The sequence below is a fragment of the Streptococcus mitis genome (assembly GCF_023110375.1).
Lineage (GTDB): Bacteria > Bacillota > Bacilli > Lactobacillales > Streptococcaceae > Streptococcus > Streptococcus mitis_CI.
This window is the reverse complement of record NZ_JALDVV010000002.1, coordinates 74,325-97,614: the sequence shown is the minus strand read 5'-3', so window position 1 is coordinate 97,614 and position 23,290 is coordinate 74,325. Positions and strand designations below refer to the sequence as shown.

Annotated in this window: 20 protein-coding genes; 17 read left to right on the top strand and 3 right to left on the bottom strand. The window is 42.3% G+C overall.

Features of this window, described 5'->3' with window-relative positions; translation table 11 throughout:
- Positions 1-40: 40 nt before the first annotated feature.
- The 3 genes from rapZ to whiA are packed head-to-tail and all read left to right on the top strand — an operon-like array spanning position 41 to position 2,813.
- Positions 41-931 carry an RNase adapter RapZ gene (rapZ, locus tag M1G12_RS02610; RefSeq protein ID WP_247949376.1) on the top strand — a complete coding sequence of 297 codons (891 nt, stop codon included), beginning with the start codon at positions 41-43 and terminating at the stop codon, positions 929-931.
- The gene (locus M1G12_RS02605; RefSeq protein ID WP_001231075.1) at positions 928-1,905 is read left to right on the top strand and encodes a YvcK family protein; all 978 of its coding nucleotides are present in this window, start codon (positions 928-930) and stop codon (positions 1,903-1,905) included. Before rapZ ends, M1G12_RS02605 begins: the two co-directional genes overlap by 4 nt.
- On the top strand, positions 1,902-2,813 hold the full coding sequence (whiA, locus tag M1G12_RS02600) for a DNA-binding protein WhiA (protein ID WP_004257845.1): 912 nt from the start codon (positions 1,902-1,904) through the stop codon (positions 2,811-2,813). Before M1G12_RS02605 ends, whiA begins: the two co-directional genes overlap by 4 nt.
- 423 nt (positions 2,814-3,236) lie before the next feature.
- Here whiA and M1G12_RS02595 read toward each other — a convergent pair whose 3' ends face one another.
- Entirely contained in the window at positions 3,237-4,205 is a 969-nt protein-coding gene (locus M1G12_RS02595; RefSeq protein ID WP_247942240.1) for an NAD(P)/FAD-dependent oxidoreductase, read from the bottom strand.
- Positions 4,206-4,449: 244 nt separating this feature from the next.
- Between M1G12_RS02595 and cdaA the strand changes: the two genes are divergently transcribed.
- The 8 genes from cdaA to M1G12_RS02555 all read left to right on the top strand — a co-directional run bounded on the left by cdaA (position 4,450) and on the right by M1G12_RS02555 (position 12,735).
- Positions 4,450-5,307 (top strand): diadenylate cyclase CdaA, encoded by an 858-nt coding sequence (gene cdaA, locus M1G12_RS02590; RefSeq protein ID WP_125448153.1) that lies wholly within the window; start codon positions 4,450-4,452, stop codon positions 5,305-5,307.
- Positions 5,294-6,073 (top strand): CdaR family protein, encoded by a 780-nt coding sequence (locus M1G12_RS02585; protein WP_237447312.1) that lies wholly within the window; start codon positions 5,294-5,296, stop codon positions 6,071-6,073. The genes cdaA and M1G12_RS02585 overlap by 14 nt, the downstream gene beginning before the upstream one ends.
- A gap of 24 nt (positions 6,074-6,097) precedes the next feature.
- Positions 6,098-7,450 (top strand): phosphoglucosamine mutase, encoded by a 1,353-nt coding sequence (gene glmM / locus M1G12_RS02580; protein WP_049511120.1) that lies wholly within the window; start codon positions 6,098-6,100, stop codon positions 7,448-7,450.
- Between the two features lie 73 nt (positions 7,451-7,523).
- On the top strand, positions 7,524-7,898 hold the full coding sequence (locus tag M1G12_RS02575) for a DUF1149 family protein (RefSeq protein WP_001050080.1): 375 nt from the start codon (positions 7,524-7,526) through the stop codon (positions 7,896-7,898).
- Position 7,899: 1 nt separating this feature from the next.
- On the top strand, positions 7,900-8,748 hold the full coding sequence (locus M1G12_RS02570) for a DegV family protein (protein WP_153210746.1): 849 nt from the start codon (positions 7,900-7,902) through the stop codon (positions 8,746-8,748).
- Between the two features lie 155 nt (positions 8,749-8,903).
- Positions 8,904-9,671, top strand: a complete 768-nt coding sequence (gene dapB, locus M1G12_RS02565) for a 4-hydroxy-tetrahydrodipicolinate reductase (RefSeq protein ID WP_153210747.1) — start codon at positions 8,904-8,906, stop codon at positions 9,669-9,671.
- A complete protein-coding gene (locus M1G12_RS02560; RefSeq protein ID WP_153210748.1) occupies positions 9,668-10,867 on the top strand; it encodes a CCA tRNA nucleotidyltransferase in 1,200 nt (399 codons plus the stop codon). Before dapB ends, M1G12_RS02560 begins: the two co-directional genes overlap by 4 nt.
- Positions 10,864-12,735 carry an ABC-F family ATP-binding cassette domain-containing protein gene (locus M1G12_RS02555; protein ID WP_247949375.1) on the top strand — a complete coding sequence of 624 codons (1,872 nt, stop codon included), beginning with the start codon at positions 10,864-10,866 and terminating at the stop codon, positions 12,733-12,735. The genes M1G12_RS02560 and M1G12_RS02555 overlap by 4 nt, the downstream gene beginning before the upstream one ends.
- Positions 12,736-12,772: 37 nt before the next feature.
- Here M1G12_RS02555 and mntE read toward each other — a convergent pair whose 3' ends face one another.
- On the bottom strand, positions 12,773-13,957 hold the full coding sequence (gene mntE / locus M1G12_RS02550) for a cation diffusion facilitator family transporter (protein WP_247949374.1): 1,185 nt from the start codon (positions 13,955-13,957) through the stop codon (positions 12,773-12,775).
- 307 nt (positions 13,958-14,264) lie between these two features.
- Between mntE and M1G12_RS02545 the strand changes: the two genes are divergently transcribed.
- The 6 genes from M1G12_RS02545 to yaaA all read left to right on the top strand — a co-directional run bounded on the left by M1G12_RS02545 (position 14,265) and on the right by yaaA (position 22,454).
- A complete protein-coding gene (locus M1G12_RS02545) occupies positions 14,265-16,961 on the top strand; it encodes a cation-translocating P-type ATPase (protein ID WP_033681536.1) in 2,697 nt (898 codons plus the stop codon).
- Between the two features lie 140 nt (positions 16,962-17,101).
- Entirely contained in the window at positions 17,102-19,270 is a 2,169-nt protein-coding gene (locus tag M1G12_RS02540; protein WP_247949373.1) for a mucin-binding protein, read from the top strand.
- 129 nt (positions 19,271-19,399) lie between these two features.
- Positions 19,400-19,810 (top strand): peptide deformylase, encoded by a 411-nt coding sequence (locus M1G12_RS02535; protein ID WP_247949372.1) that lies wholly within the window; start codon positions 19,400-19,402, stop codon positions 19,808-19,810.
- A gap of 11 nt (positions 19,811-19,821) precedes the next feature.
- On the top strand, positions 19,822-21,417 hold the full coding sequence (locus M1G12_RS02530; protein ID WP_247949371.1) for a hypothetical protein: 1,596 nt from the start codon (positions 19,822-19,824) through the stop codon (positions 21,415-21,417).
- Between the two features lie 65 nt (positions 21,418-21,482).
- Entirely contained in the window at positions 21,483-21,647 is a 165-nt protein-coding gene (locus tag M1G12_RS02525) for a YczI family protein (protein ID WP_192855101.1), read from the top strand.
- A 78-nt stretch (positions 21,648-21,725) separates the two neighbouring features.
- Positions 21,726-22,454 (top strand): peroxide stress protein YaaA, encoded by a 729-nt coding sequence (gene yaaA, locus M1G12_RS02520; protein WP_247949370.1) that lies wholly within the window; start codon positions 21,726-21,728, stop codon positions 22,452-22,454.
- A gap of 126 nt (positions 22,455-22,580) precedes the next feature.
- Here the strand turns inward: yaaA and M1G12_RS02515 are convergent, their stop codons facing one another.
- Positions 22,581-23,129 carry an NADPH-dependent FMN reductase gene (locus tag M1G12_RS02515; protein WP_247949369.1) on the bottom strand — a complete coding sequence of 183 codons (549 nt, stop codon included), beginning with the start codon at positions 23,127-23,129 and terminating at the stop codon, positions 22,581-22,583.
- Positions 23,130-23,290: the final 161 nt, after the last annotated feature.

Sequence of the window (23,290 nt, the reverse complement as noted above, 5' to 3'; positions counted from 1 at the left end):
TTTGGTGTTGCCAAACTTCTTTTGATATAAGGAGAAAAAGATGACAAAGAAACAACTTCACTTGGTGATTGTGACAGGAATGAGTGGTGCAGGGAAAACTGTAGCCATTCAGTCCTTCGAAGATTTGGGTTATTTTACTATTGATAATATGCCGCCAGCTCTCTTGCCTAAGTTTTTGCAGTTGGTGGAAACAAAGGAAGACGACCATAAGTTGGCCTTGGTAGTAGATATGCGTAGCCGTTCTTTCTTCTCAGAGATTCAAGCTGTTTTGGATGAGTTGGAAAACAAGGAAGAACTGGACTTTAAAATTCTCTTTTTGGATGCAGCTGATAAGGAATTGGTCGCTCGTTACAAGGAAACCAGACGGAGTCACCCTCTAGCTGCAGATGGACGGATTTTGGATGGAATCAAGCTGGAACGTGAACTCTTGGCACCTTTGAAAAATATGAGTCAAAATGTGGTGGATACGACTGAACTCACTCCACGTGAGCTACGTAAAACCATTGCAGAGCAGTTTTCTGATCAGGAACAAGCCCAGTCTTTCCGTATCGAAGTCATGTCTTTTGGCTTTAAATATGGAATCCCGATTGATGCAGATTTAGTCTTTGATGTCCGTTTCTTGCCAAATCCCTACTATCTACCAGAACTGAGAAACCAAACGGGTGTAGATGAACCAGTGTATCACTATGTCATGAATCACCCTGAGTCAGAAGATTTTTATCAACATTTGTTGGCCTTGATTGAGCCGATTTTGCCAAGTTACCAAAAGGAAGGTAAGTCTGTTTTGACCATTGCTATGGGTTGTACAGGTGGTCAACACCGTAGTGTGGCCTTTGCTAAACGCTTGGCGCAGGACTTATCCAAGACTTGGCCTGTCAATGAAGGACATCGAGACAAAGACCGAAGAAAGGAAACGGTAAACCGTTCATGAGAAAACCAAAGATAACGGTGATTGGTGGAGGTACTGGGATCCCTGTCATTCTTAAGAGTCTGCGGGAAAAAGATGTGGAAATCGCTGCTATCGTAACGGTGGCGGATGATGGCGGTTCATCAGGTGAACTCCGAAAAAATATGCAGCAATTGACACCGCCAGGGGATCTTCGCAATGTCCTTGTGGCCATGTCGGATATGCCAAAATTTTATGAAAAGGTCTTTCAGTATCGCTTTTCTGAGGATGCCGGAGCCTTTGCTGGCCATCCATTGGGCAATCTCATTATTGCAGGTCTGTCAGAAATGCAGGGGTCGACCTATAATGCCATGCAGTTGCTAAGCAAATTTTTCCACACAACTGGGAAGATTTATCCTTCCAGTGACCATCCCTTGACCCTTCATGCAGTCTTCCAGGACGGGACAGAGGTGGCTGGAGAGAGTCATATTGCAGACCATCCAGGCATGATTGATCATGTTTATGTGACCAATACCCTCAACGATGATACGCCTCTGGCTAGCCGTCGAGTAGTGCAGACCATTCTTGAAAGTGACATGATTGTCCTAGGTCCTGGTTCTCTCTTTACCTCTATTTTGCCCAATATCGTGATTAAGGAAATCGGGCAGGCGCTTTTGGAAACCAAGGCAGAAATCGCCTATGTCTGCAATATCATGACTCAACGTGGGGAGACGGAACACTTTACAGATAGCGACCATGTGGAAGTCTTGCATCGTCATCTTGGCAGACCTTTTATCGACACTGTCTTGGTGAATATCGAAAAAGTGCCTCAGGAATACATGAATTCCAACCGTTTTGATGAATATTTGGTCCAGGTGGAACATGATTTTGCAGGTCTTTGTAAGCAAGTTCCGCGCGTGATTTCATCCAACTTCCTCCGTCTGGAAAATGGTGGTGCCTTCCACGATGGGGATTTGATTGTGGACGAATTGATGCGCATTATACAGGTGAGAAAATGAGTTTCACAGTAGCAGTAAAAGAAGAAATCCTAGGTCAGCACCATCTAAGCCGGCATGAATTATCTGCCATTATCAAGATGTCTGGTAGTATCGGTCTCTCGACTTCGGGTTTGACCTTGTCAGTTGTGACAGAAAATGCCAAACTGGCTCGTCACCTCTATGAGTCCTTTCTCCATTTTTACGAAATCAAATCGGAAATTCGCCACCACCAACGGAGTAATCTCCGCAAGAATCGGGTCTATACTGTTTTTACAGATGAAAAGGTGCAGGACTTGCTGAGTGATTTGCACTTGGCAGACTCCTTCTTTGGTCTGGAAACAGGTATTGACGAGGAGATTTTATCAGACGAGGAAGCAGGCCGTGCTTATCTCTGTGGTGCTTTCTTGGCAAATGGAAGCATTCGTGACCCTGAGTCAGGTAAGTACCAGTTGGAAATCAGTTCTGTTTATCTGGACCACGCGCAAGGGATTGCCTCTCTTCTCCAGCAGTTTTTACTGGATGCTAAGGTTCTTGAGCGTAAGAAGGGAGCTGTGACCTATCTCCAGCGAGCCGAAGATATTATGGACTTCTTGATTGTCATCGGAGCCATGAAGGCGCGTGATGATTTTGAGCGAGTTAAGATTTTACGAGAAACCCGTAACGACCTTAATCGTGCTAATAATGCTGAAACGGCGAATATTGCTCGGACAGTTTCTGCCAGCATGAAGACCATCAACAATATCAGTAAAATCAAAGATATCATGGGCCTAGAAAATCTACCAGTAGATTTGCAGGAGGTAGCGCAGTTGCGAATTCAGCACCCAGATTACTCTATCCAGCAGTTAGCAGATAGTCTCAGCACTCCTCTGACCAAAAGTGGTGTTAACCACAGACTCAGAAAAATCAATAAGATAGCCGATGAGTTATAAAGATATAAAACACCTCTTTCTTGACAATTAAATAGAGTATGTGAGATAATAAAGGGGAATTGAGAAGTTCTAGCATTTTAGTGCTAACAGAAATCCCCTCGGTACTGCAATACTGAGGGGATTTTTTTCTGGGTTAGATAGCACTAACCAGGAAGGTTACTTGTCGAAGTGATCGTCTAACCAACGAGTCACCAGCCATGAGATGATACTCTCGATGACTGCGATAAGTACTATTTTGAGAAGTTCTAGCATCTGTAATACCTCCTTTTCCAAGGCGTATTGTTAGTGCCGTCCCTATTATATCACATGTTTTATCAGTTTGATAGGCATTTTTATTTTTGTTAAAGAAGGGGGAAATATGAGCTAACAAATTAGCCGATGAACTATAAAACCACGAATCCTATGTGACTCGTGGTTCTTTTTCTATAAACTAGTAGAGTGTTTTGGTTGTACTTTTTGTTCTGGGTCGATGTAGTTAATGGCATTGTTAACAGCGGTTGGTGCTTCTCCAAGCCCTGTCGCAATCAGATCAATTTTTCCGTCATAGTAGCAACAGTCACCGATAGCATAGATACCTGCTTGGCTAGATTCTTGCTTGCTATTGACGATAATCTTGTGACGGTTGAGGTCCAGACCCCAGTTTTTAAGGTTACCAACAGAAGATTTGAAACCATAGTTGACAAAGAGGTGGTCTAAGTCAATAGTCTCTGCTTCATCAGATTTGACTTTTGTGATTTCAAGTTTATCGAGTATTTTTCCATCTCCAAGGAGTTGGCTAGGGACGAATGGTGTCTTGATGGTCACAGAAGATTCCTGTAAGGCTTGGACACTGTGTTCCAAGGCGCGGAAATTATCTCTACGGTGGACAAGGGTAGTTGGCGCAATTTTTTCAAAAGCTAAAGCCCAATCAACAGCTGAGTCCCCACCACCCAGAATCGTCACTTTCTTACCAGCATATTGCTGAATGTTAGAAACGTGGTAGTGGATATTTTCATAGCCCTCAACGCCTTCTAGTTCCAGCGGACGTGGTTTGAAGGCACCACCCCCCATAGCAATGATAACAGTTTTAGACAGATGACTTCCTTTAGAAGTTGTGATGACAAATCCTTCTTCTTGTTTTTCAATCTCAAGAACCGTTTCGTTGAGATGGATAGGGGTATCAAAGCCGTTTAGCTGTTCAATCAAGCGGTTGGTCAACTCTTCTCCAGTCAAGTTTGAGAAACCTGGGACGTCGAGGATTTCCTTTTCAGGATAGAGAATAGCAGGTTGTCCACCGAGTTGAGGAAGAGAGTCGATGATTTGGACCTTGGCTTGGCGTAGGTGGGCATAGAAGGCCGCAAAAAGCCCGACAGGACCACCACCTACAATGGTAATATCATAGAGTTGAGACATGGTTTCTCCTTTGTTTTTTCTAGTCATACTCTTCGAAAATCAAATTCAAACCACGTCAGCGGCGCCTTACCGTACTCAAGTACAGCCTGCGGCTAGCTTCCTAGTTTGCTCTTTGATTTTCATTGAGTATCAGTTTATTTTATCATATTTTTTCTTTAATTTAAAATGAAGTAGGATAGGGAAAAAAATGTAAGAAAAATGGTATAATAGAAAGGAACGTGTTTGGACAGAGAGGAGACAGCAGATGAACTTTCAACAATTATCCAACCTGCAATATTGGACTAGCTTGTTTTCTAGTCCTTGGAGTATTGCCATCAATGTGTTTGATATTTTGATTGTGGCCTATATTTTATATCGTTTTACAAAAGCGATAGCTGGCACCAAGATTATGATTTTGGTGCGTGGGGTCGTTATCTTTGTATTAGCCCAGGTTGTGGCCAATATCCTTGATTTAACAACGATTTCTTGGTTGATTAATCAGATTATCACCTATGGGGTTATTGCTGCGGTTGTTATCTTCTCTCCAGAGATTCGGACTGGTTTGGAACGCTTGGGAAGGGCGACAGATTTCTTTTCTACTGCTCAAATTAGTGCAGAGGAGCAAATGATTCGTGCCTTTGTCAAGTCGGTTGAATATATGAGTCCTCGTAAGATTGGTGCTCTGGTTGCCATCCAACGAGTTCGGACCTTACAAGAATACATTGCGACAGGGATTCCTTTGGATGCCAATATTTCAGCTGAACTCCTTATTAATATCTTTATCCCCAACACTCCCCTACACGATGGTGCTGTGATTATCAGAGAAAATCGAATAGCAGTAACCTCTGCCTATCTTCCCTTGACAGAAAGCACAGGGATTTCCAAGGAATTTGGGACCAGACACCGGGCGGCTATCGGTTTGTCAGAAGTATCCGATGCCTTGACCTTCATCGTCTCAGAGGAAACAGGAGGCATTTCTATTACCTATAACGGTGTTTTCAAGCACGACTTGACGATTGAAGAATTTGAAGCAGAGCTACGAGCAATTCTTTTGCCAGCTGTTGAGGAAAAAGTCAGTTTCAAGGACCGTTTGCTAGGAGGTTGGAAATATGAGAAAAAATAGTCTATACATCATTTCATCTCTCTTTTTTGCTTGTATCTTATTCATCTATGCAACGTCAACCAACTTTCAAAATAGTAATACCGCAAGGCAGGTTAAATCAGAAACTTACACCAATACGATAACGAACGTTCCTATCGTTATTCACTATGATAATGACCAGTATTTCATTAGTGGATTTGCATCAGAGGTTTCAGTTGTGCTGACAGGAGCCAATCGTGTGACCTTGGCCAGCGAAATGCAGGAAAGTACTCGTAAGTTTAAGGTAACTGCTGATTTGACGGATGCCAGTGTTGGAACGATTGAAGTTCCCTTGAATATTGAAAATCTTCCAAGCGGATTGACTGCTGTGGCAACGCCTCAAAAGATCACAGTGAAAGTTGGGAAGAAGGTTAAGCGAGATGGGATGATTGTTGTGCCACAAGTTGACCAAAGCCAGATTGATTCCAAGCTACAAATTGATAGTGTAACCGTGTCAAATGAACGGGTCTCTGTCACAACTGACCAAGAAACACTAGCTAAAATTGATCGTATTATTGCGCTTTTACCAACCAGCGAACGCATAACAGGTAATTACAGTGGTTCAGTACCTTTGCAGGCAATCGACCGTAATGGTGTTGTCTTACCAGCGGTGATTACTCCATTTGATACGACAATGAAGGTCACTACAAAACCTGTGGGTACAAGTTCAAACACATCAAATTCAACTACAAGCAGTTCGTCGGAGACATCTTCGTCAACGAAAGCAACTAGTTCAAAAACGAATTAAAAATAGAAAAAGGATTTTATAAAAATGGGTAAATATTTTGGGACTGATGGAGTCCGTGGAGAAGCTAACGTAGAACTAACGCCAGAATTGGCCTTTAAACTAGGACGTTTTGGAGGCTATGTTCTTAGCCAACATGAAACGGAAGCACCGAAAGTTTTTGTGGGACGTGATACACGTATTTCTGGGGAAATGCTAGAATCTGCCTTGGTAGCTGGTCTTCTTTCAGTTGGTATTCACGTATACAAACTAGGTGTTTTGGCAACACCAGCAGTAGCTTACTTGGTAAAAACTGAAGGAGCAAGTGCTGGTGTCATGATTTCTGCTAGCCACAATCCAGCCCTTGATAATGGAATTAAGTTCTTTGGCGGTGATGGCTTCAAACTGGACGATGAAAAAGAAGCAGAAATTGAAGCCTTGCTAGACGCTGCGGAAGATACTCTTCCTCGTCCAAGTGCAGAAGGCTTGGGAACCTTGGTAGATTATCCAGAAGGCTTGCGTAAGTATGAAGGCTATCTTGTTTCAACTGGAACTCCTCTTGAGGGAATGAAGGTTGCCTTGGACACAGCAAACGGTGCGGCGTCTACAAGTGCCCGTCAAATCTTTGCAGACCTTGGCGCTCAATTAACTGTTATCGGGGAAACACCAGATGGTCTTAACATCAACCTTAATGTTGGTTCAACTCACCCAGAAGCTCTTCAAGATGTGGTCAAAGAAAGCGGCTCAGCTATTGGTTTGGCCTTTGACGGAGACAGTGACCGTTTGATTGCTGTTGATGAAAATGGCGACATCGTTGATGGTGACAAGATTATGTACATCATCGGGAAATACCTTTCTGAAAAAGGACAATTGGCCCAAAATACAATCGTGACAACTGTTATGTCCAACCTTGGTTTCCACAAGGCCTTGGACCGTGAAGGCATTAACAAGGCAGTCACTGCAGTTGGCGACCGCTATGTTGTGGAAGAAATGAGAAAATCAGGCTACAACCTCGGTGGTGAACAGTCTGGTCACGTCATCTTGATGGATTACAATACAACGGGTGATGGTCAATTATCAGCTGTCCAATTGACAAAAATCATGAAGGAAACTGGTAAGAGCTTGTCAGAGTTGGCAGCAGAAGTAACCATCTATCCACAAAAATTAGTCAATATCCGAGTGGAAAATGCCATGAAGGAAAAGGCTATGGAAGTGCCAGCTATCAAGGTTATCATCGAGAAGATGGAAGCTGAAATGGCGGGGAATGGCCGTATCCTTGTTCGCCCAAGTGGAACAGAGCCTCTTTTGCGTGTTATGGCAGAAGCGCCTACAACAGAAGAAGTGGACTACTATGTTGATACCATCGCAGACGTAGTCCGAGCTGAAATCGGGATTGACTAAATCCTAGAAAACTAGATGAAAATAAAAAATTATGGTACAATAGCTTATAATATTGTAGCCGAGGGAGAAAGACATGAATCTTAAACGTGAACAAGAATTTGTTAGTCAGTATCATTTTGATGCGCGTAATTTTGAATGGGAAAATGAAAATGGAGCTCCTGAAACTAAGGTGGATGTGAACTTCCAATTAATTCAACATGATCAAGAAAATCAAGTGACTTCCTTGATTGTCATCTTGACATTTATGATTGTATTTGATAAATTCGTCATCAGTGGAACCATTTCACAGGTGAACCATATCGATGGTCGTATTGTTAACGAACCAAGTGAATTGAACCAAGAAGAAGTGGAAACCTTGGCTCGTCCATGTTTGAACATGCTCAACCGTTTGACTTACGAAGTAACTGAAATTGCATTAGACTTACCAGGAATCAATTTGGAGTTCTAATATGAAATTAGCTGTTATCACAGATTCTTCTGCTTATCTCAGTGCAGAGACCTTGCAAAGAGAAGATTTATTTGTCTTGGATATTCCTGTCAATATTGACGGTGAGGAGTATGTCGAAGGCATCAATCTGACTGCTGAGGAATTTTACCAAAAAATGGCTCAGGCTTCTGAATTGCCTAAGACCAGTCAACCAAGTATTGCCAAGTTAGATGAGATTCTAACTTCGCTCAAAGAACAAGGTTATACACATGCTTTGGGGCTTTTCCTATCTTCTGGAATTTCAGGTTTTTACCAAAATATCCAGTACATGGTCGATGATTATGAGGAGCTAACCATTGCCTTCCCAGACACTTTGATTACAAGTGCTCCTCTGGGTATCATGGTTGAAAGTGTCTTTAACTGGAAAGACCAAGGTGATGACTTTGCCATTATTCAGGATAAGCTAGCTATTCAGATTAGTCATACCTCTGCTTTCATCATGGTGGATGACTTGGATCACTTGGTGAAGGGTGGACGCCTTTCAAATGGAGCTGCGATTTTGGGCAATTTGCTAAGCATTAAGCCAATCCTTTATTTCAATGACCAAGGTGTGATTGAAGTTTACGAAAAAGTTCGTACTGAAAAGAAAGCAACCAAGCGCTTAATTGAAATTATCAAGGAAGCAACAGCTTCAGGCCAATACCGTATCATTGTCATTCACGGGAATGCTCCTGAAAAGGCTGAAGAATTGCGTCAGCACTTACTTGAATCTGGAGTAGGTACGGATATTTCACTTGCTACATTTGGTAGTGTCATTGGAACCCACCTAGGAGCAGGAAGTATTGCTCTAGGTTATATTCCAGTGATTTAGTTGGGACTTTTAGCTTAGTTAAGAAGTTAGCAAATGAACACGCCTGGAACCCTGTGTGAAAAAGATAGTTCTTCCAAGGAGTAGACACTTCTTGATCAGAACTCCTATTTTCACTTTGTGTTCCTACAGGCTTTGTATCTTAGACAGGAGTAGAGATGAGTATTCGAGTAATTATTGCTGGTTTTAAGGGAAAGATGGGCCAGGCTGCTTGTCAGATGGTTTTGGCTGATCCAGACTTAGACTTGGTAGCAGTTTTGGATCCTTTTGAGTCTGAGTCAGAATGGCAGGGAATTCCTGTTTTCAAGGATAAGGCTGATTTGATTGGTTTTGAAGCGGATGTCTGGGTAGATTTTACTACTCCAACTGTTGCCTACGAAAATACACGTTTTGCTCTTGAAAATGGCTTTGCTCCAGTAGTTGGAACAACAGGTTTCACAAGTGAAGAAATTGCAGAGCTAAAAGAATTTTCTCGTGTCCAAGATTTGGGTGGCTTGATTGCTCCTAACTTTGCCTTGGGTGCTGTCTTGCTCATGCAATTTGCAAGGCAGTCTGCTAAATATTTCCCAAATGTGGAGATTATCGAGCTTCATCATGACAAGAAAAAAGATGCTCCGAGTGGAACAGCTATTAAAACAGCTGAATTAATGGCAGAAGTTCGAGAGTCTATCCAGCAGGGTGCAGTAGACGAGGAAGAACTCATTGCAGGTGCTCGTGGTGCTGATTTTGATGGCATGCGTATCCACTCAGTTCGTTTGCCAGGTTTGGTAGCCCATCAGGAAGTCATCTTTGGCAATCAGGGAGAAGGATTGACCCTCCGTCATGACTCCTATGATCGCAGCTCCTTCATGACAGGGGTGAATTTGGGAATTAAAGAAGTTGTCAAGCGTCATGAGCTTGTCTATGGATTAGAACACTTATTATGAGATTAACGCAAATGCCTTCTGAATTTCAGAAGGCTTTACCAGTATTAGAAAAAATTAAAGAAGCAGGATTTGAGGCCTATTTTGTTGGAGGTTCTGTTCGAGATGCCCTTCTCAATCGCCCTATCCATGATGTGGATATCGCAACGTCTTCTTATCCAGAAGAGACCAAGCAGATTTTTCCGCGAACAGCCGATATCGGAATCGAGCATGGAACTGTCTTGGTCTTAGATGGGGACGAGGAGTATGAGGTAACCACCTTTCGGACAGAAGATGTCTATGTGGACTATCGAAGACCCAGTGCGGTTTCCTTTGTGCGTTCGCTAGAAGAAGACCTCAAACGCCGTGATTTTACAGTCAACGCCTTTGCCTTGGACGAGACAGGGGAAATCATTGACTTGTTCCATGGTTTAGACGATTTGGGAAAGCAAGTCTTACGAGCAGTTGGAGTGGCAAGTGAGCGTTTCAACGAAGATGCTTTGCGGATTATGCGTGGCTTCCGTTTTCAGGCCAGTCTTGGCTTTGAGCTTGAGTCAGAAACATTTAAAGCTATGAAGACTTTGACGCCACTTTTGGAGAAAATTTCTGTAGAGCGTACCTTCGTTGAGTTTGATAAACTCTTGCTGGCTCCATTTTGGAGAAGGGGCTTGGCTTCCATGATTGAGAGTCAAGCTTATGATTATCTCCCTGATATGGCAGCTAGCCAGGACAAGCTTAACAGACTGTTTGAGTTAGAGACCGATTTTACTTTTGAATCCTCTGAACAAGCCTGGGCGGCTCTACTGTGGGCTTTGGATATTGAAAATGCGCAGCCCTTTTTGAAGGCTTGGAAGACCTCACGCCAGTTTGCTAAGCAAGTTCAGGATTTACTGACTATTTTGGCCTTGCGTGAAAAGGGAGAATTGAGCAAGCGCGATTGTTACCGCTTTGACTTGGATTTGCTTTTACAGGCTGAAAATCTTCGTCAGGCTCAGGGAAAACCAGTCAACCCACAAGTCATCACAGAAACCTACCAGAGTCTGACCATTCATGATAAGAAAGAAATCCAAATCAACGGTGGTATTTTGATCAAGGAATATGGTTATCAGCCGGGCCCAGACTTGGGAGAGATTTTAACAGAGATTGAATATGCCATTGTCGATGGAGAATTGAAAAATGACCGTCAAGCCATCCATGCTTATCTAAGGGAGAAAAAATGAGTGATTTTATCGTTGAAAAACTAAGTAAATCCGTTGGTGACAAGACCGTTTTTAAGGATATTTCCTTTATTATCCATGACCTAGATAGAATTGGTCTGATTGGTGTCAATGGAACGGGCAAGACCACCCTTTTGGACGTCCTTTCTGGTGTTTCTGGATTTGATGGGGATGTCAGTCCCTTTTCAGCTAAGAATGATTACCAGATTGGTTACTTGACCCAAGATCCTGATTTTGATGATAGCAAGACAGTCTTGGATACGGTTCTCTCCAGCGACCTCAAGGAAATCCAGCTCATTCGTGAGTATGAATTGATCATGCTCAACTATAATGAGGACAAACAGGCGCGTTTGGAACGTGTCATGGCTGAAATGGATTCTCTCCAAGCTTGGGAAATTGAGAGTCAGGTCAAGACGGTTCTCAGCAAGCTGGGGATTCAGGACTTATCTACTCCTGTTGGGGAATTGTCAGGTGGTCTGAGAAGACGGGTTCAGTTGGCGCAAGTCTTACTTGGTAATCACGACCTTTTGCTTTTGGATGAGCCGACCAACCATCTGGATATTGCGACTATTGAGTGGCTGACCATCTTTTTGAAAAATTCCAAGAAAACAGTCCTTTTTATCACCCACGACCGTTATTTCCTAGACGCTTTGTCAACTCGGATTTTCGAATTGGATCGCGCAGGCTTGACCGAGTACCAGGGAAATTACCAGGACTATGTTCGCCTAAAGGCGGAACAGGATGAGCGTGACGCGACTCTTCTTCACAAAAAACAACAACTCTACAAACAAGAATTGGCCTGGATGCGCAGACAACCGCAGGCGCGTGCGACCAAGCAGCAGGCTCGTATCAATCGTTTCCATGACTTGAAAAAGGAAGTTTCAGGCAGTAGTGCTGAGACAGACTTGACCATGAACTTTGAAACCAGTCGGATTGGGAAGAAAGTCATCGAGTTTCAGGATGTTTCTTTTGCCTATGCAAATAAGCCCATTTTGCAAGATTTTAATCTCTTGGTGCAGGCCAAAGACCGTATCGGAATCGTTGGAGACAACGGTGTTGGGAAATCAACTCTCCTTAACTTGATTGCAGGCATTCTTGAGCCGACAGCAGGACAAGTTGTGATTGGAGAAACTGTTCGCATTGCCTATTTCTCTCAGCAAATTGAGGGCTTGGATGAAAGCAAGAGAGTTATAAATTACCTGCAGGAAGTGGCAGAAGAGGTTAAGACCAGCGGTGGTTCTACGACTTCGATTGCAGAGTTGCTAGAGCAGTTCCTTTTCCCACGTTCGACGCATGGAACCTTGATTGAGAAATTGTCTGGGGGTGAGAAAAAACGTCTTTATCTCCTCAAACTGCTCTTGGAAAAACCAAATGTTCTTCTCTTGGATGAGCCGACAAATGACCTAGATATTGCAACTTTAACAGTCTTAGAGAATTTCTTGCAAGGTTTTGTGGGGCCTGTCTTGACAGTTAGCCACGACCGTTATTTCCTGGATAAGGTAGCGACCAAGATTCTGGCTTTTGAAGATGGCAAGATTCGTCCTTTCTTTGGTCATTATACCGATTACCTTGATGAAAAAGCCTTTGAAACAGAGTTGGCCAATCAAGTGCAAAAGTCTGAAAAGGAGAAAGTCGTCAAGGTTCGAGAAGACAAGAAACGCATGACCTACCAAGAAAAGCAGGAGTGGGCAAGCATTGAAGGCGATATTGAAACCTTGGAAAATCGTATCGCTGCTATTGAAGGGGAAATGCAGGTAAACGGATCTGACTTCGGCAAACTAGCTACTCTTCAAAAAGAACTGGATGAGAAAAACGAAGCACTCCTTGAAAAATACGAACGCTATGAGTATCTAAGTGACTTTAATAGTTAAAAGAATAGAAAAATCCCGTCTCATGGACAGGATTTCTCTATTCTTTTTTGGTTTCTTGATGAAAGATATTTTGCCAAGTTTCGTGGCGACGCCAGATACTGGTATGGATGATACTATCTAACTCATAGGAGATGAGTTTGGTCTTCTGACTGATGGAAGTGATCTGAATATCCTTGATAGCGGAATTCAAGTCTTTTTCGGCTTTATAGGCCTCTTTATCCATCTGCTCTCCATCTTGACGAATATAGACAAAATCGTCAGCCAAGAGTTCTTCCAGTTGATTTCCTTGGTCAATCAATTGCTCGCGCATAAGCAATTTTTTATAGACATTGTCTAAAATCTCATCCTCAGGAATTGGTGCTGGCTCGATATGGACATCGGTATCAAAGACGCCAAAACGTTCCTCCAGCATAGACTCGACTTGATCCGCGATTTCATGACTCTCAAAAACAGACAAGTCAGGATTCATTTCTAGCGTAATATCAAGGTAAATGTTGCTACCGTAGGTGCGACCTCTTTGAGATTTAACCTTGCTAATTTTGGGAATTTCCATAATGGCTTTTTGATAGTCCTCAAGCAGACGGTCGTCAAAGCCATCTGAAAGACTAAAGGAAGACTCGATAAAGATATCATAGGCAGTCTTCAAGATAAAGAAAGTGATGATAATGGCAACCAGTTTATCCACAATGGGATAATTGAAACTGCTAGCTAGGATGGCAATAGTAGTACCGAGTGAGGTAACAGCATCAGAAAGATTGTCCTTTGCTGCGGCCTTCAGTGCTTTGGAGTTGGATTTCTTACTGAGGCGAGTATTGTAGAGATAAACCACAAACATGATCGCTGCAGACATAATTCCTAGAGTTGCACCCAGAGGATCAATGACCGTTTCTTCACGACTGAGAATCTTCTGAATGGTATCCCTTAGGACATCGAATCCGACATAGAACATGATGATAGAAGTGATTAAGCTAGCCAAATCCTCAATCTTCCAGTGGCCAAAACGGTGGTCTCGGTCAGCAGGCTGGCGCGCCATTCGAATCCCAATCAAGAGAGCAATATTTCCAATGATGTCCGACACGTTGTTGAAACCATCGGCTACCAAACTGGATGAATGAAGAAGGTGACCAGTTGCTAATTTGGCTGCAGACAAGATCAAATAGGTTGAAATGCTGATAATGGCCCCACGCTCAGCTAACTTGAGATTTGAGATAGATTGCTTCATTCAACTTCCTTTCTAGTCATATAGCATTCTACCATTATACTGGTTTTCAAGGGAAAATTCAAATAAGTCATTTTTTACTCTTTGAAAACTTTTCAAAATTTGGTATAATAGTACTACTCAAGGGAGTAGCTGGCAGAAACCTGTGATAGTGTCGTCATTCCGAATTTTATACTGAAAAGTATGCTTTCCGGCACTATCTTAAACAGCGAGACTTGTTATGATTAATAGGTCTCTTTTTGTTTGTCGTGAAAAGATGCGATGAGGGAAAAGAGAGTCTGTTTTGCACACAATGTCAAGGAGGAGACACATGTCAAAAGAACAAAAACGCCAAGCGTTTTACACTCAGAGTCCTGAAGAGGTCTTGAAGGCTGTGGATGCGACCGAGCAAGGCTTGTCATCAAGTGAGGCAGAAAAGCGCCTTGCCGAATTTGGCCACAATGAACTCGAAGAAGGCGAGAAACGATCAATCCTGGTCAAATTCATCGAGCAATTTAAGGATTTGATGATTATTATCCTAGTTGCGGCAGCAATCTTGTCAGTTGTGACTTCTGGTGGGGAAGATATCGCAGATGCCATTATCATCCTAGCCGTGGTTATCATCAACGCTGCCTTTGGTGTTTACCAAGAAGGAAAAGCAGAAGAAGCTATCGAAGCCCTCAAATCTATGTCTAGTCCAGCTGCCCGCGTTCTTCGTGATGGTCATATGGCTGAGATTGACTCTAAAGAATTGGTGCCAGGTGATATCGTTGCCCTCGAAGCAGGTGATGTAGTACCAGCAGACCTACGTTTGCTTGAAGCCAACTCTCTTAAAATCGAAGAAGCTGCCTTGACAGGTGAGTCTGTGCCAGTCGAAAAAGACTTGACAGTTGAACTTGCTGCAGATGCTGGTATTGGGGACCGTGTCAATATGGCCTTCCAAAACTCAAACGTGACCTATGGTCGTGGGATGGGTGTTGTTGTCAATACAGGGATGTACACTGAAGTTGGTCATATCGCTGGTATGCTTCAAGATGCGGATGAGACAGATACACCACTTAAACAAAACTTGAACAACCTTTCTAAAGTCTTGACCTATGCTATCTTGGTTATTGCACTTGTTACTTTTGTAGTGGGTGTTTTCATTCAAGGGAAAAATCCACTCGGTGAGTTGATGATCTCTGTTGCCCTTGCCGTTGCAGCTATTCCAGAAGGGCTCCCAGCTATCGTAACTATTGTTCTTGCCCTTGGTACTCAAGTTTTAGCCAAACGAAACTCAATCGTTCGTAAGTTGCCAGCAGTTGAAACTCTTGGTTCAACAGAAATCATCGCTTCTGATAAGACTGGTACGTTGACCATGAACAAGATGACCGTTGAAAAAGTCTTCTATGATGCAGTCCTACATGACTCAGCTGGTGACATTGAACTGGGTCTTGAAATGCCGCTTCTACGTTCAGTAGTCTTAGCTAACGATACTAAGATTGATGTCGAAGGCAATCTGATTGGTGACCCTACTGAAACAGCCTTCATCCAGTATGCCTTGGACAAGGGCTACGATGTTAAAGGTTTCTTAGAGAAATATCCACGTGTGGCTGAGTTGCCATTTGATTCTGAACGTAAGCTCATGTCAACAGTTCATCCACTTGCAGATGGACGCTTCCTCGTAGCTGTTAAAGGTGCGCCAGACCAACTCTTGAAACGTTGTGTTCTTCGTGATAAGGCTGGGGATATTGCTCCGATTGACGAGAAGGTTACAAACCTCATTCACACAAACAACTCTGAAATGGCCCACCAAGCCTTGCGTGTCCTTGCAGGTGCTTATAAGATTATCGATAGTATTCCAGAAAACCTGATCTCTGAAGAGCTTGAAAATGATTTAATCTTTACTGGTTTGATTGGGATGATTGACCCTGAACGTCCTGAAGCTGCTGAGGCTGTTCGTGTGGCTAAGGAAGCGGGAATTCGTCCAATTATGATTACAGGTGACCACCAAGATACTGCAGAAGCTATTGCCAAACGTTTGGGAATCATTGATGCAAATGATACAGAAGGACACGTTTTAACTGGTGCTGAGCTCAACGAACTATCTGATGAAGACTTTGAAAAAGTCGTTGGTCAATACTCTGTTTATGCCCGTGTGTCTCCAGAACACAAGGTTCGTATCGTCAAGGCTTGGCAAAAACAAGGTAAAGTCGTTGCCATGACAGGTGATGGTGTCAATGATGCGCCAGCTCTGAAAACAGCCGATATCGGTATCGGTATGGGAATCACTGGTACAGAGGTTTCTAAGGGGGCATCTGACATGATTCTTGCAGATGATAACTTTGCGACTATCATCGTCGCAGTTGAAGAAGGACGTAAGGTCTTCTCAAATATTCAAAAGACTATCCAGTATCTGCTTTCTGCCAATACTGCTGAAGTATTAACTATCTTCCTATCAACCTTGTTTGGTTGGGATGTCTTACAGCCAGTTCATCTTTTGTGGATTAACTTGGTAACGGATACTTTCCCAGCTATCGCTCTTGGTGTTGAACCTGCTGAGCCTGGTGTCATGAACCATAAACCACGTGGACGCAAGGCAAGCTTCTTCTCAGGTGGTGTTTTGAGTTCTATCATCTATCAAGGTGTACTCCAAGCAGCAATTGTTATGAGTGTTTATGGTCTTGCCCTTCTTTACCCAGTTCATGTGGGTGACAATCATGCCATTCATGCGGATGCTCTTACTATGGCCTTTGCAACCCTTGGCTTGATTCAGCTCTTCCATGCTTACAATGTCAAGTCTGTTTACCAATCCATCTTGACAGTTGGCCCATTCAAGTCTAAGACCTTCAACTGGTCCATCTTGGTATCCTTCATTCTTCTCATGGCAACAATCGTCGTAGAACCGCTTGAAGGAATCTTCCACGTAACCAAACTAGACTTGTCTCAATGGGGAATCGTTATGGGCGGAAGCTTCTCAATGATTATTATTGTCGAAATTGTTAAGTTTATTCAACGCAAACTCGGTTTTGATAAGAATGCGATTTAAAAAAAAAAGTCATCTTCGGATGGCTTTTTTAAATAACTTTAAAAAGGATAGAAAAAACTTTAAATAGGAGATGTTAAAAGTAAAGTCGCTTACTAAAATATTAGATATAAGAATAGCAAAGAATGACTTGGGAGGAAATCATGGGAAATAAAAAATGTATTTACTCTATCCGTAAATTGAGTTTGGGTGTTGCTTCTGTTGTTGTGGCTTGCGGTTTAAGCTTTTTAGCTGGCCCTGTTTCAAGTGTATCTGCAGATGAAATGCTCGCAGCTAGTCATATCTTAGAAACAGACAAACCTTCTATCGAAAGCATAGACAAGGATAAGTCTGTCGGGGGTTCAGAAAAAGAAGCTATTGCTTCAGACGAGCAACACTTTGAAGAAAAACATTTAGATACTCCTAAAGTGACTGAAAAGGAATCTCGTGTGGAATTTAATTATATTGATGAATCAACAGGGAAAAAACTTTTTTCAGATGAGCGTACTGGTAAGGTGGGAGAGGATCTTCACTACGATACGAGAAAGAAAATTAGTGAGTTCAAAAGGAATGGCTATGTATTAGTTGAAGATGGCTATTTGAAAATGGATGAATCGAAGAAACTGTTTCAAGGTGATAAGACTCCGCAAACGTATACTATTAAATTAACTCCAAAACATGAAGTGATTAGCTTACAAAACCAGACTAATCCTAAGTCAAATGAAGAGGTGGAAGCTGGTGTTGTCGATAGTCCTAAGTGGCCTGCAGATGCTGAAAAGATCAGAACCAATCAAGAACGGCCTTTAGAGAGAACGATTCAAAGAACCATTAAATATAAATATAAGAATAATGGTAAAGAAGCTTTTGCTGAGAAAAAACAAAGTATTTCCTTTGAACGCTATGCGACTGTTAATCTTGTTACTAAGGAAATTTCCTATTCTAACTGGAAAATAAAACAGGAGCATATTAAAAATCAAACAGCCAAGATTAACTATGTGGATATCAGTGAAAACAAGCTACTGAAGGAAGATACAGTTACTGGGGAATCTGGTTATCCTATTGAATATAGTACGCTAAAAACGATTAGTGATTACAAGCGACAAGGATACGATCTTGTATCAAGTGATTATGATCGAGGTTTACAATATTTTGACCAAGATAGTAAGACTGATCAAATATTTAAGGTTGCTTTAACCCCTCGCTTAGAATTTATTTATCCTGAAGATAGACTTCCAACTGCTCATAAAAAAGTTGATGAGGATGTTCAAGATTCACCTTTATGGCCTGCCAGTGTTTCTAAAATCGTCAATAAAAAATCTATTGATCGTAACATTTCCTATCTAGATTTTGTGACACATGATAAGGTTGTTGCAGATCGAAATGATCAAGTTGATTTCAAACGCGTTGCCAAGGTTGATTTTGTAAGAGGAGACCTTTATTATCGTGATTGGACGAGTGATCAACCAAATCTATCTAAAGTAGCGACACCACTGCTAAAAGGCTTGGTGGCAGATAAAGAAGCAGTTGCAGAGAAAACAGTGGCAGTAACAGATCCTGTAATTAGGGAAATTGTCTACTACAAACAATTAGGAAAATGGATAGCCATTTCTCCAACTGCAAATGAGAATGTGGCTTTGATTCAATATCCCAATGACCAAGATGGTAATCCTGCTAAAGCAGGTCTTGCTAGCAATCCAGGTTTAGGAACAATCCCTTATCTTAAAGGTTATAAGGCTGTGACATCAGCTACTGATTTGGTGTTGAAGGATTCTTCGCATCCAGAATTGGGTTACTTATTACCTGAAGTACCAGAAGATTTTACAAAAGACACAATAATCAATTATCTACCTGTGAAAGCTACTGAGCCAGAACCACCAAGAGGTAATCAACCCAAGATGCCAGAGGCTCCAACCCCTGAGGAGCCAAAGAACCCAGCAGTACCGACGGTAGATCAACCTAAGGATCCTGAAAAGCCAACACCTGAGGACCCTAAACAGCCGGACATGCCAACTGCTGAGCAACCAAAAACTCCAGCAAGTCCAGTACCTGAGGAGCCAAAGAGCCCCGAAGTTCCAGCTGTTGCTCAACCTAAGGTTCCCGAAAAACCATCCCCTGAGGAACCCAAGCACCCTGAAGTTCCGACTGCTGAGCAACCTAAGACTCCAGCAAGTCCAGCGCCTGAGGAGCCAAAGCACCCAGAAACTCCAATAATAAGTGAAACAAAGGAAGCTGGTAAATTACCAGAGACAGCTAGTCATGATTCTATTTTGCTAGTAGTCGGATTCTTATCAGCCCTATCTGGCGTCCTATTGTTTAAAGGTAAAAAAGATTGAGAATTTACAAATAGCAAAAAAGTCATCTTCGGATGGCTTTTTGCTACAGTTAAGGGAAAGAGCTTGCAGTTATCGGCTTTTGTGCTATAATTGCTATAATATAGTAAAAAGCAAGAGGAGTGAGCAGAATTGGAAAAGAAAATTGTAAAGGATATTTTGTTTTTATCTCAGGTGTCTCAGCCGGCAAATCAGGATGATCTGTATCTTGCCAGAGATTTGCAGGATACACTTTTAGCGAATCGTGAGACTTGTGTCGGTCTGGCTGCCAATATGATTGGGGTGCAGAAGCGCGTGATTATCTTTAATCTGGGCTTGGTTCCTGTGGTCATGTTTAACCCAGTGCTCCTGTCCTCTGACGGACCTTATGAGACAGAGGAAGGTTGTTTGTCCTTGACAGGTGTGAGACTTACTAAGCGTTATGAAACCATAAGGGTTGCCTATCGTGACAGCAAGTGGCAGGAACAGACCATTACCTTGACAGGTTTCCCAGCCCAGATTTGTCAGCATGAACTGGATCACTTGGAAGGACGAATCATTTAGGAGGAAAGCAAATGAAACGAATAGTCTTCGAACTTATTTTTATCGCAACGACCTGGTATATCTTTTTACCGCCTCTTAACCTGACCAGCTGGGAATTTCTCTTTTTCCTCTGTGGGCATTTGCTGGTTGTAGCAATCTTATTTGGTTTTGGCAAGGGGATAAACCTTGTCAAAACGGTTCATGTGCGCCATGGCAAGGCGGAAGCTGCCTTAAATCTTGAGGGTTTCAAAATCAATCGGTTAGGGAAAATCCTTTTAGCTTCTATTGGAGGAATTCTTCTCTTGGCAGCTTTGGTTTCCTTGGTGACTTCTAGCATTTTTCAGGCTAAGAATTATGCCAATGTAGTCACGGTTACTGAAAAAGAGTTTACTGAATTTCCTAAGACTGATACCAGTAAGGTTCCTATTTTAGATAGAAGTACTGCTGAAAAAATTGGGGACCGCTACTTGGGTTCCCTAACAGATAAGGTGTCGCAGTACGTAGCGGCAGATACCTATACCCAATTGACAATTGATGGGAAGCCTTATCGGGTTACACCACTAGAATACGCAGATCCTATCAAATGGTTTAACAATCAAGCTAAGGGAATCGGTGAGTATATCAAGGTGGACATGGTAACTGGAAATGCGAATTTGGTGGACTTGAAGACACCAATCAAGTATTCTGACTCGGAGTATTTTAACCGTGATGTCAAGCGTCACCTGCGCTTGAAGTACCCAACTAAAATCTTCAAGACTCCATCTTTTGAGGTGGACGATGAGGGCAATCCTTTCTATGTAGCAACGGTTTACCAAAAGCAATTTGGACTTTCGGTTCCTCGTCCTGTTTCAGTCATTATCTTAGATGCTACAAATGGAGAAACCAAGGAATACAGCTTGTCAGATGTTCCAGAATGGGTGGACAGGGTTTATCCAGCTGAGGAAACCATTGAGCAAATCAACTACAACGGCAAGTACAAGGACGGTTTCTGGAATGCTATGATTTCCAAGAAAAACGTGACCCAGACTACCAAAGGCTATAATTACTTGTCTATCGGTAATGACATCTACCTCTACACAGGTGTGACGTCGGCCAATGCAGATGAAAGTAATCTTGGTTTCATTCTTGAAAATATGCGAACAGGAGAGATCACGAAGTATAGCTTGGCTTCTGCGACCGAAGAATCAGCCCGTGAATCAGCCGAAGGTGCTGTTCAGGAGAAATCCTACAAGGCAACCTTCCCAATCCTCATCAACCTCAATGACAAGCCTCTCTACATCATGGGCTTGAAGGACAATGCTGGTTTGGTCAAAGAGTACGCCTTGGTTGATGCAGTCGAGTACCAAAATGTTATCGTAGCTACTACAGTAGAAGAACTGCTCAGCAAGTACGCCAATAAAAACGACCTTGAAATTGATAATGAAACGGTAGAAAACATCAAGGGTGTAGTTGCGGATTTGAAATCAGCTGTTATCAAGGGCGACACCGTATATTTCTTTAAAGTTGATGGCAAGATATACAAAGTCAAGGCCTCAGTCTCAGATGACCTTCCTTACCTTGAAAATGGTAAAACCTTCGAAGGTCAAGTAGGAAAAGACAATTATCTCAAGACCTTTAAAGTTCAGTAAAGACAGCTTTCTTTAAAAAGTATATGTTATAATAAGGTAAATTAATACTAATGGAGGACAAACAAATGGGTTTTTATTTGATGCTTGCTTCAATGCTACTCGGACTGCTCGCTTTGAAGATAGGTTTTTCTCAGTTCAAGGAGAAAAAAGATACATTCTTATCTATCTTAACAAGCTTAGTTGGCATAGCCCTTGTTCTCGTGGCTGTCTGGTTAGGATGGCCAAAATAACCAGAGAAACCTCGGTCAAACCGAGGTTTTTCAGATGAATTTCTTGGTAGTGGCTAAAAAATATGCTACACTATTAATATGAAAATTTTAATCCCAACAGCAAAAGAAATGAACACAGATTTGCCAAGTAGCGAGGCAAATCCTTTAAAACCAGAAAGTCAGGCCGTGCTGGCTGCCTTGGCCCTCTATTCTGCTAGTCAATTGGAGAGTTTTTACAAAGTTTCAGCCGAGAAAGCTGCGGAAGAATTTCAACATATACAAGCTTTGAAAAGGCAAACTGCTCAACACTATCCAGCTCTGAAACTTTTTGATGGGCTTATGTACCGTCATATCAAGCGAGACAAATTGACCGAGGTAGAACAAGCCTATCTTGAAAATCATGTCTTCATTACCTCGGCTTTGTACGGTGTTGTTGCAGCCTTGTCACCTATGTCACCGCACCGTTTGGACTTTTTGATGAAATTAAAGGTCGCTGGTAAGACTTTGAAGAGTCATTGGAAGGTAGCCTATGATGAGGCTGTGAAGCAGGAAGAAGTGATTTTCTCTCTCTTGTCATCAGAGTTTGAGACTGTATTTTCTAAGGAAATCAGAGAAATAATGGTGACCTTCAAATTCATGGAGGACAAGGGTGGTCGGCTGAAGATTCATTCAACCATTTCTAAGAAAGCGCGTGGTGCTTTCCTGACAGCCCTGATAGAAAATCAAGTACAGACGGTGGAGGAAGCTCGTCGCTTAAGCTTTGCAGGATTTAACTACCGAGAAGATTTGTCACAGCCACAGGAATTGGTTTTTGTAAAGGAAGTATAGAAATCAGATATTTTGTATTTGGCAATATGTATCATCAGCTATTTTAGTTTATAAATGAGAAAAAAAGCGAACAAGCTAGTCTTCTGAGTGTCAGAAAAGTAGTCTTGTTCGCTTTTATTATGTTAGTTACTTGATCGCATTGACCAAGTCTTCCGCTTGTTTTTCAAGTGAGTTTAGGACTGTTTCTTCGAGAACCAATTTTCCGTCTGCCCAGGCAGAGTCATTGACACGTGCAGCAGTGAAATCACCAACGACTTGTGTACGGATAAATGGCAAGAGGTCCTTGTAGATAGCGAAAAGTTGATCGTGACCTGCATTGGCTACAGATGATACTGTGACAAACTTGTCTTGAAGGGCAGAAGCGCCACGTGTATCAGACAAGTCAAGGGCACGAGATAGCCAGTCAAGCAAGTTTTTCACTGTTCCAGGGATAGAGAAGTTGTAGACTGGCGAGAAGATCCAGATGGCATCCGCAGCGAGAACCGCTTCACGAGCAGCCGCTACAGCTGGATGAGTTGGAACTTCCAAATCTTGGCTGAAGAGAGGAATAGTTGAATAATCAAGATAGCTAACTTCCGCTTTGCCAGCAAGTGCTTTCTCAGCTTCGAGGGCCATTTGGTGGTTGAAAGAACCTTGGCGTAGGGATCCGACGATAAATAATACTTTTTTAGACATGATGTGTCTCCTTTTTCTTAAATTTCCGAGAATTCTCTCGTTGTTATAAGATATATTACAACAAAACAAAAGGACTTGCAAGAAATTTGCTCAGAGTTTATTTGAAAATTATAAAATTGCAGAAACTCTAGTCACTTGCCACTGGAAAAGTAAGAACTGTT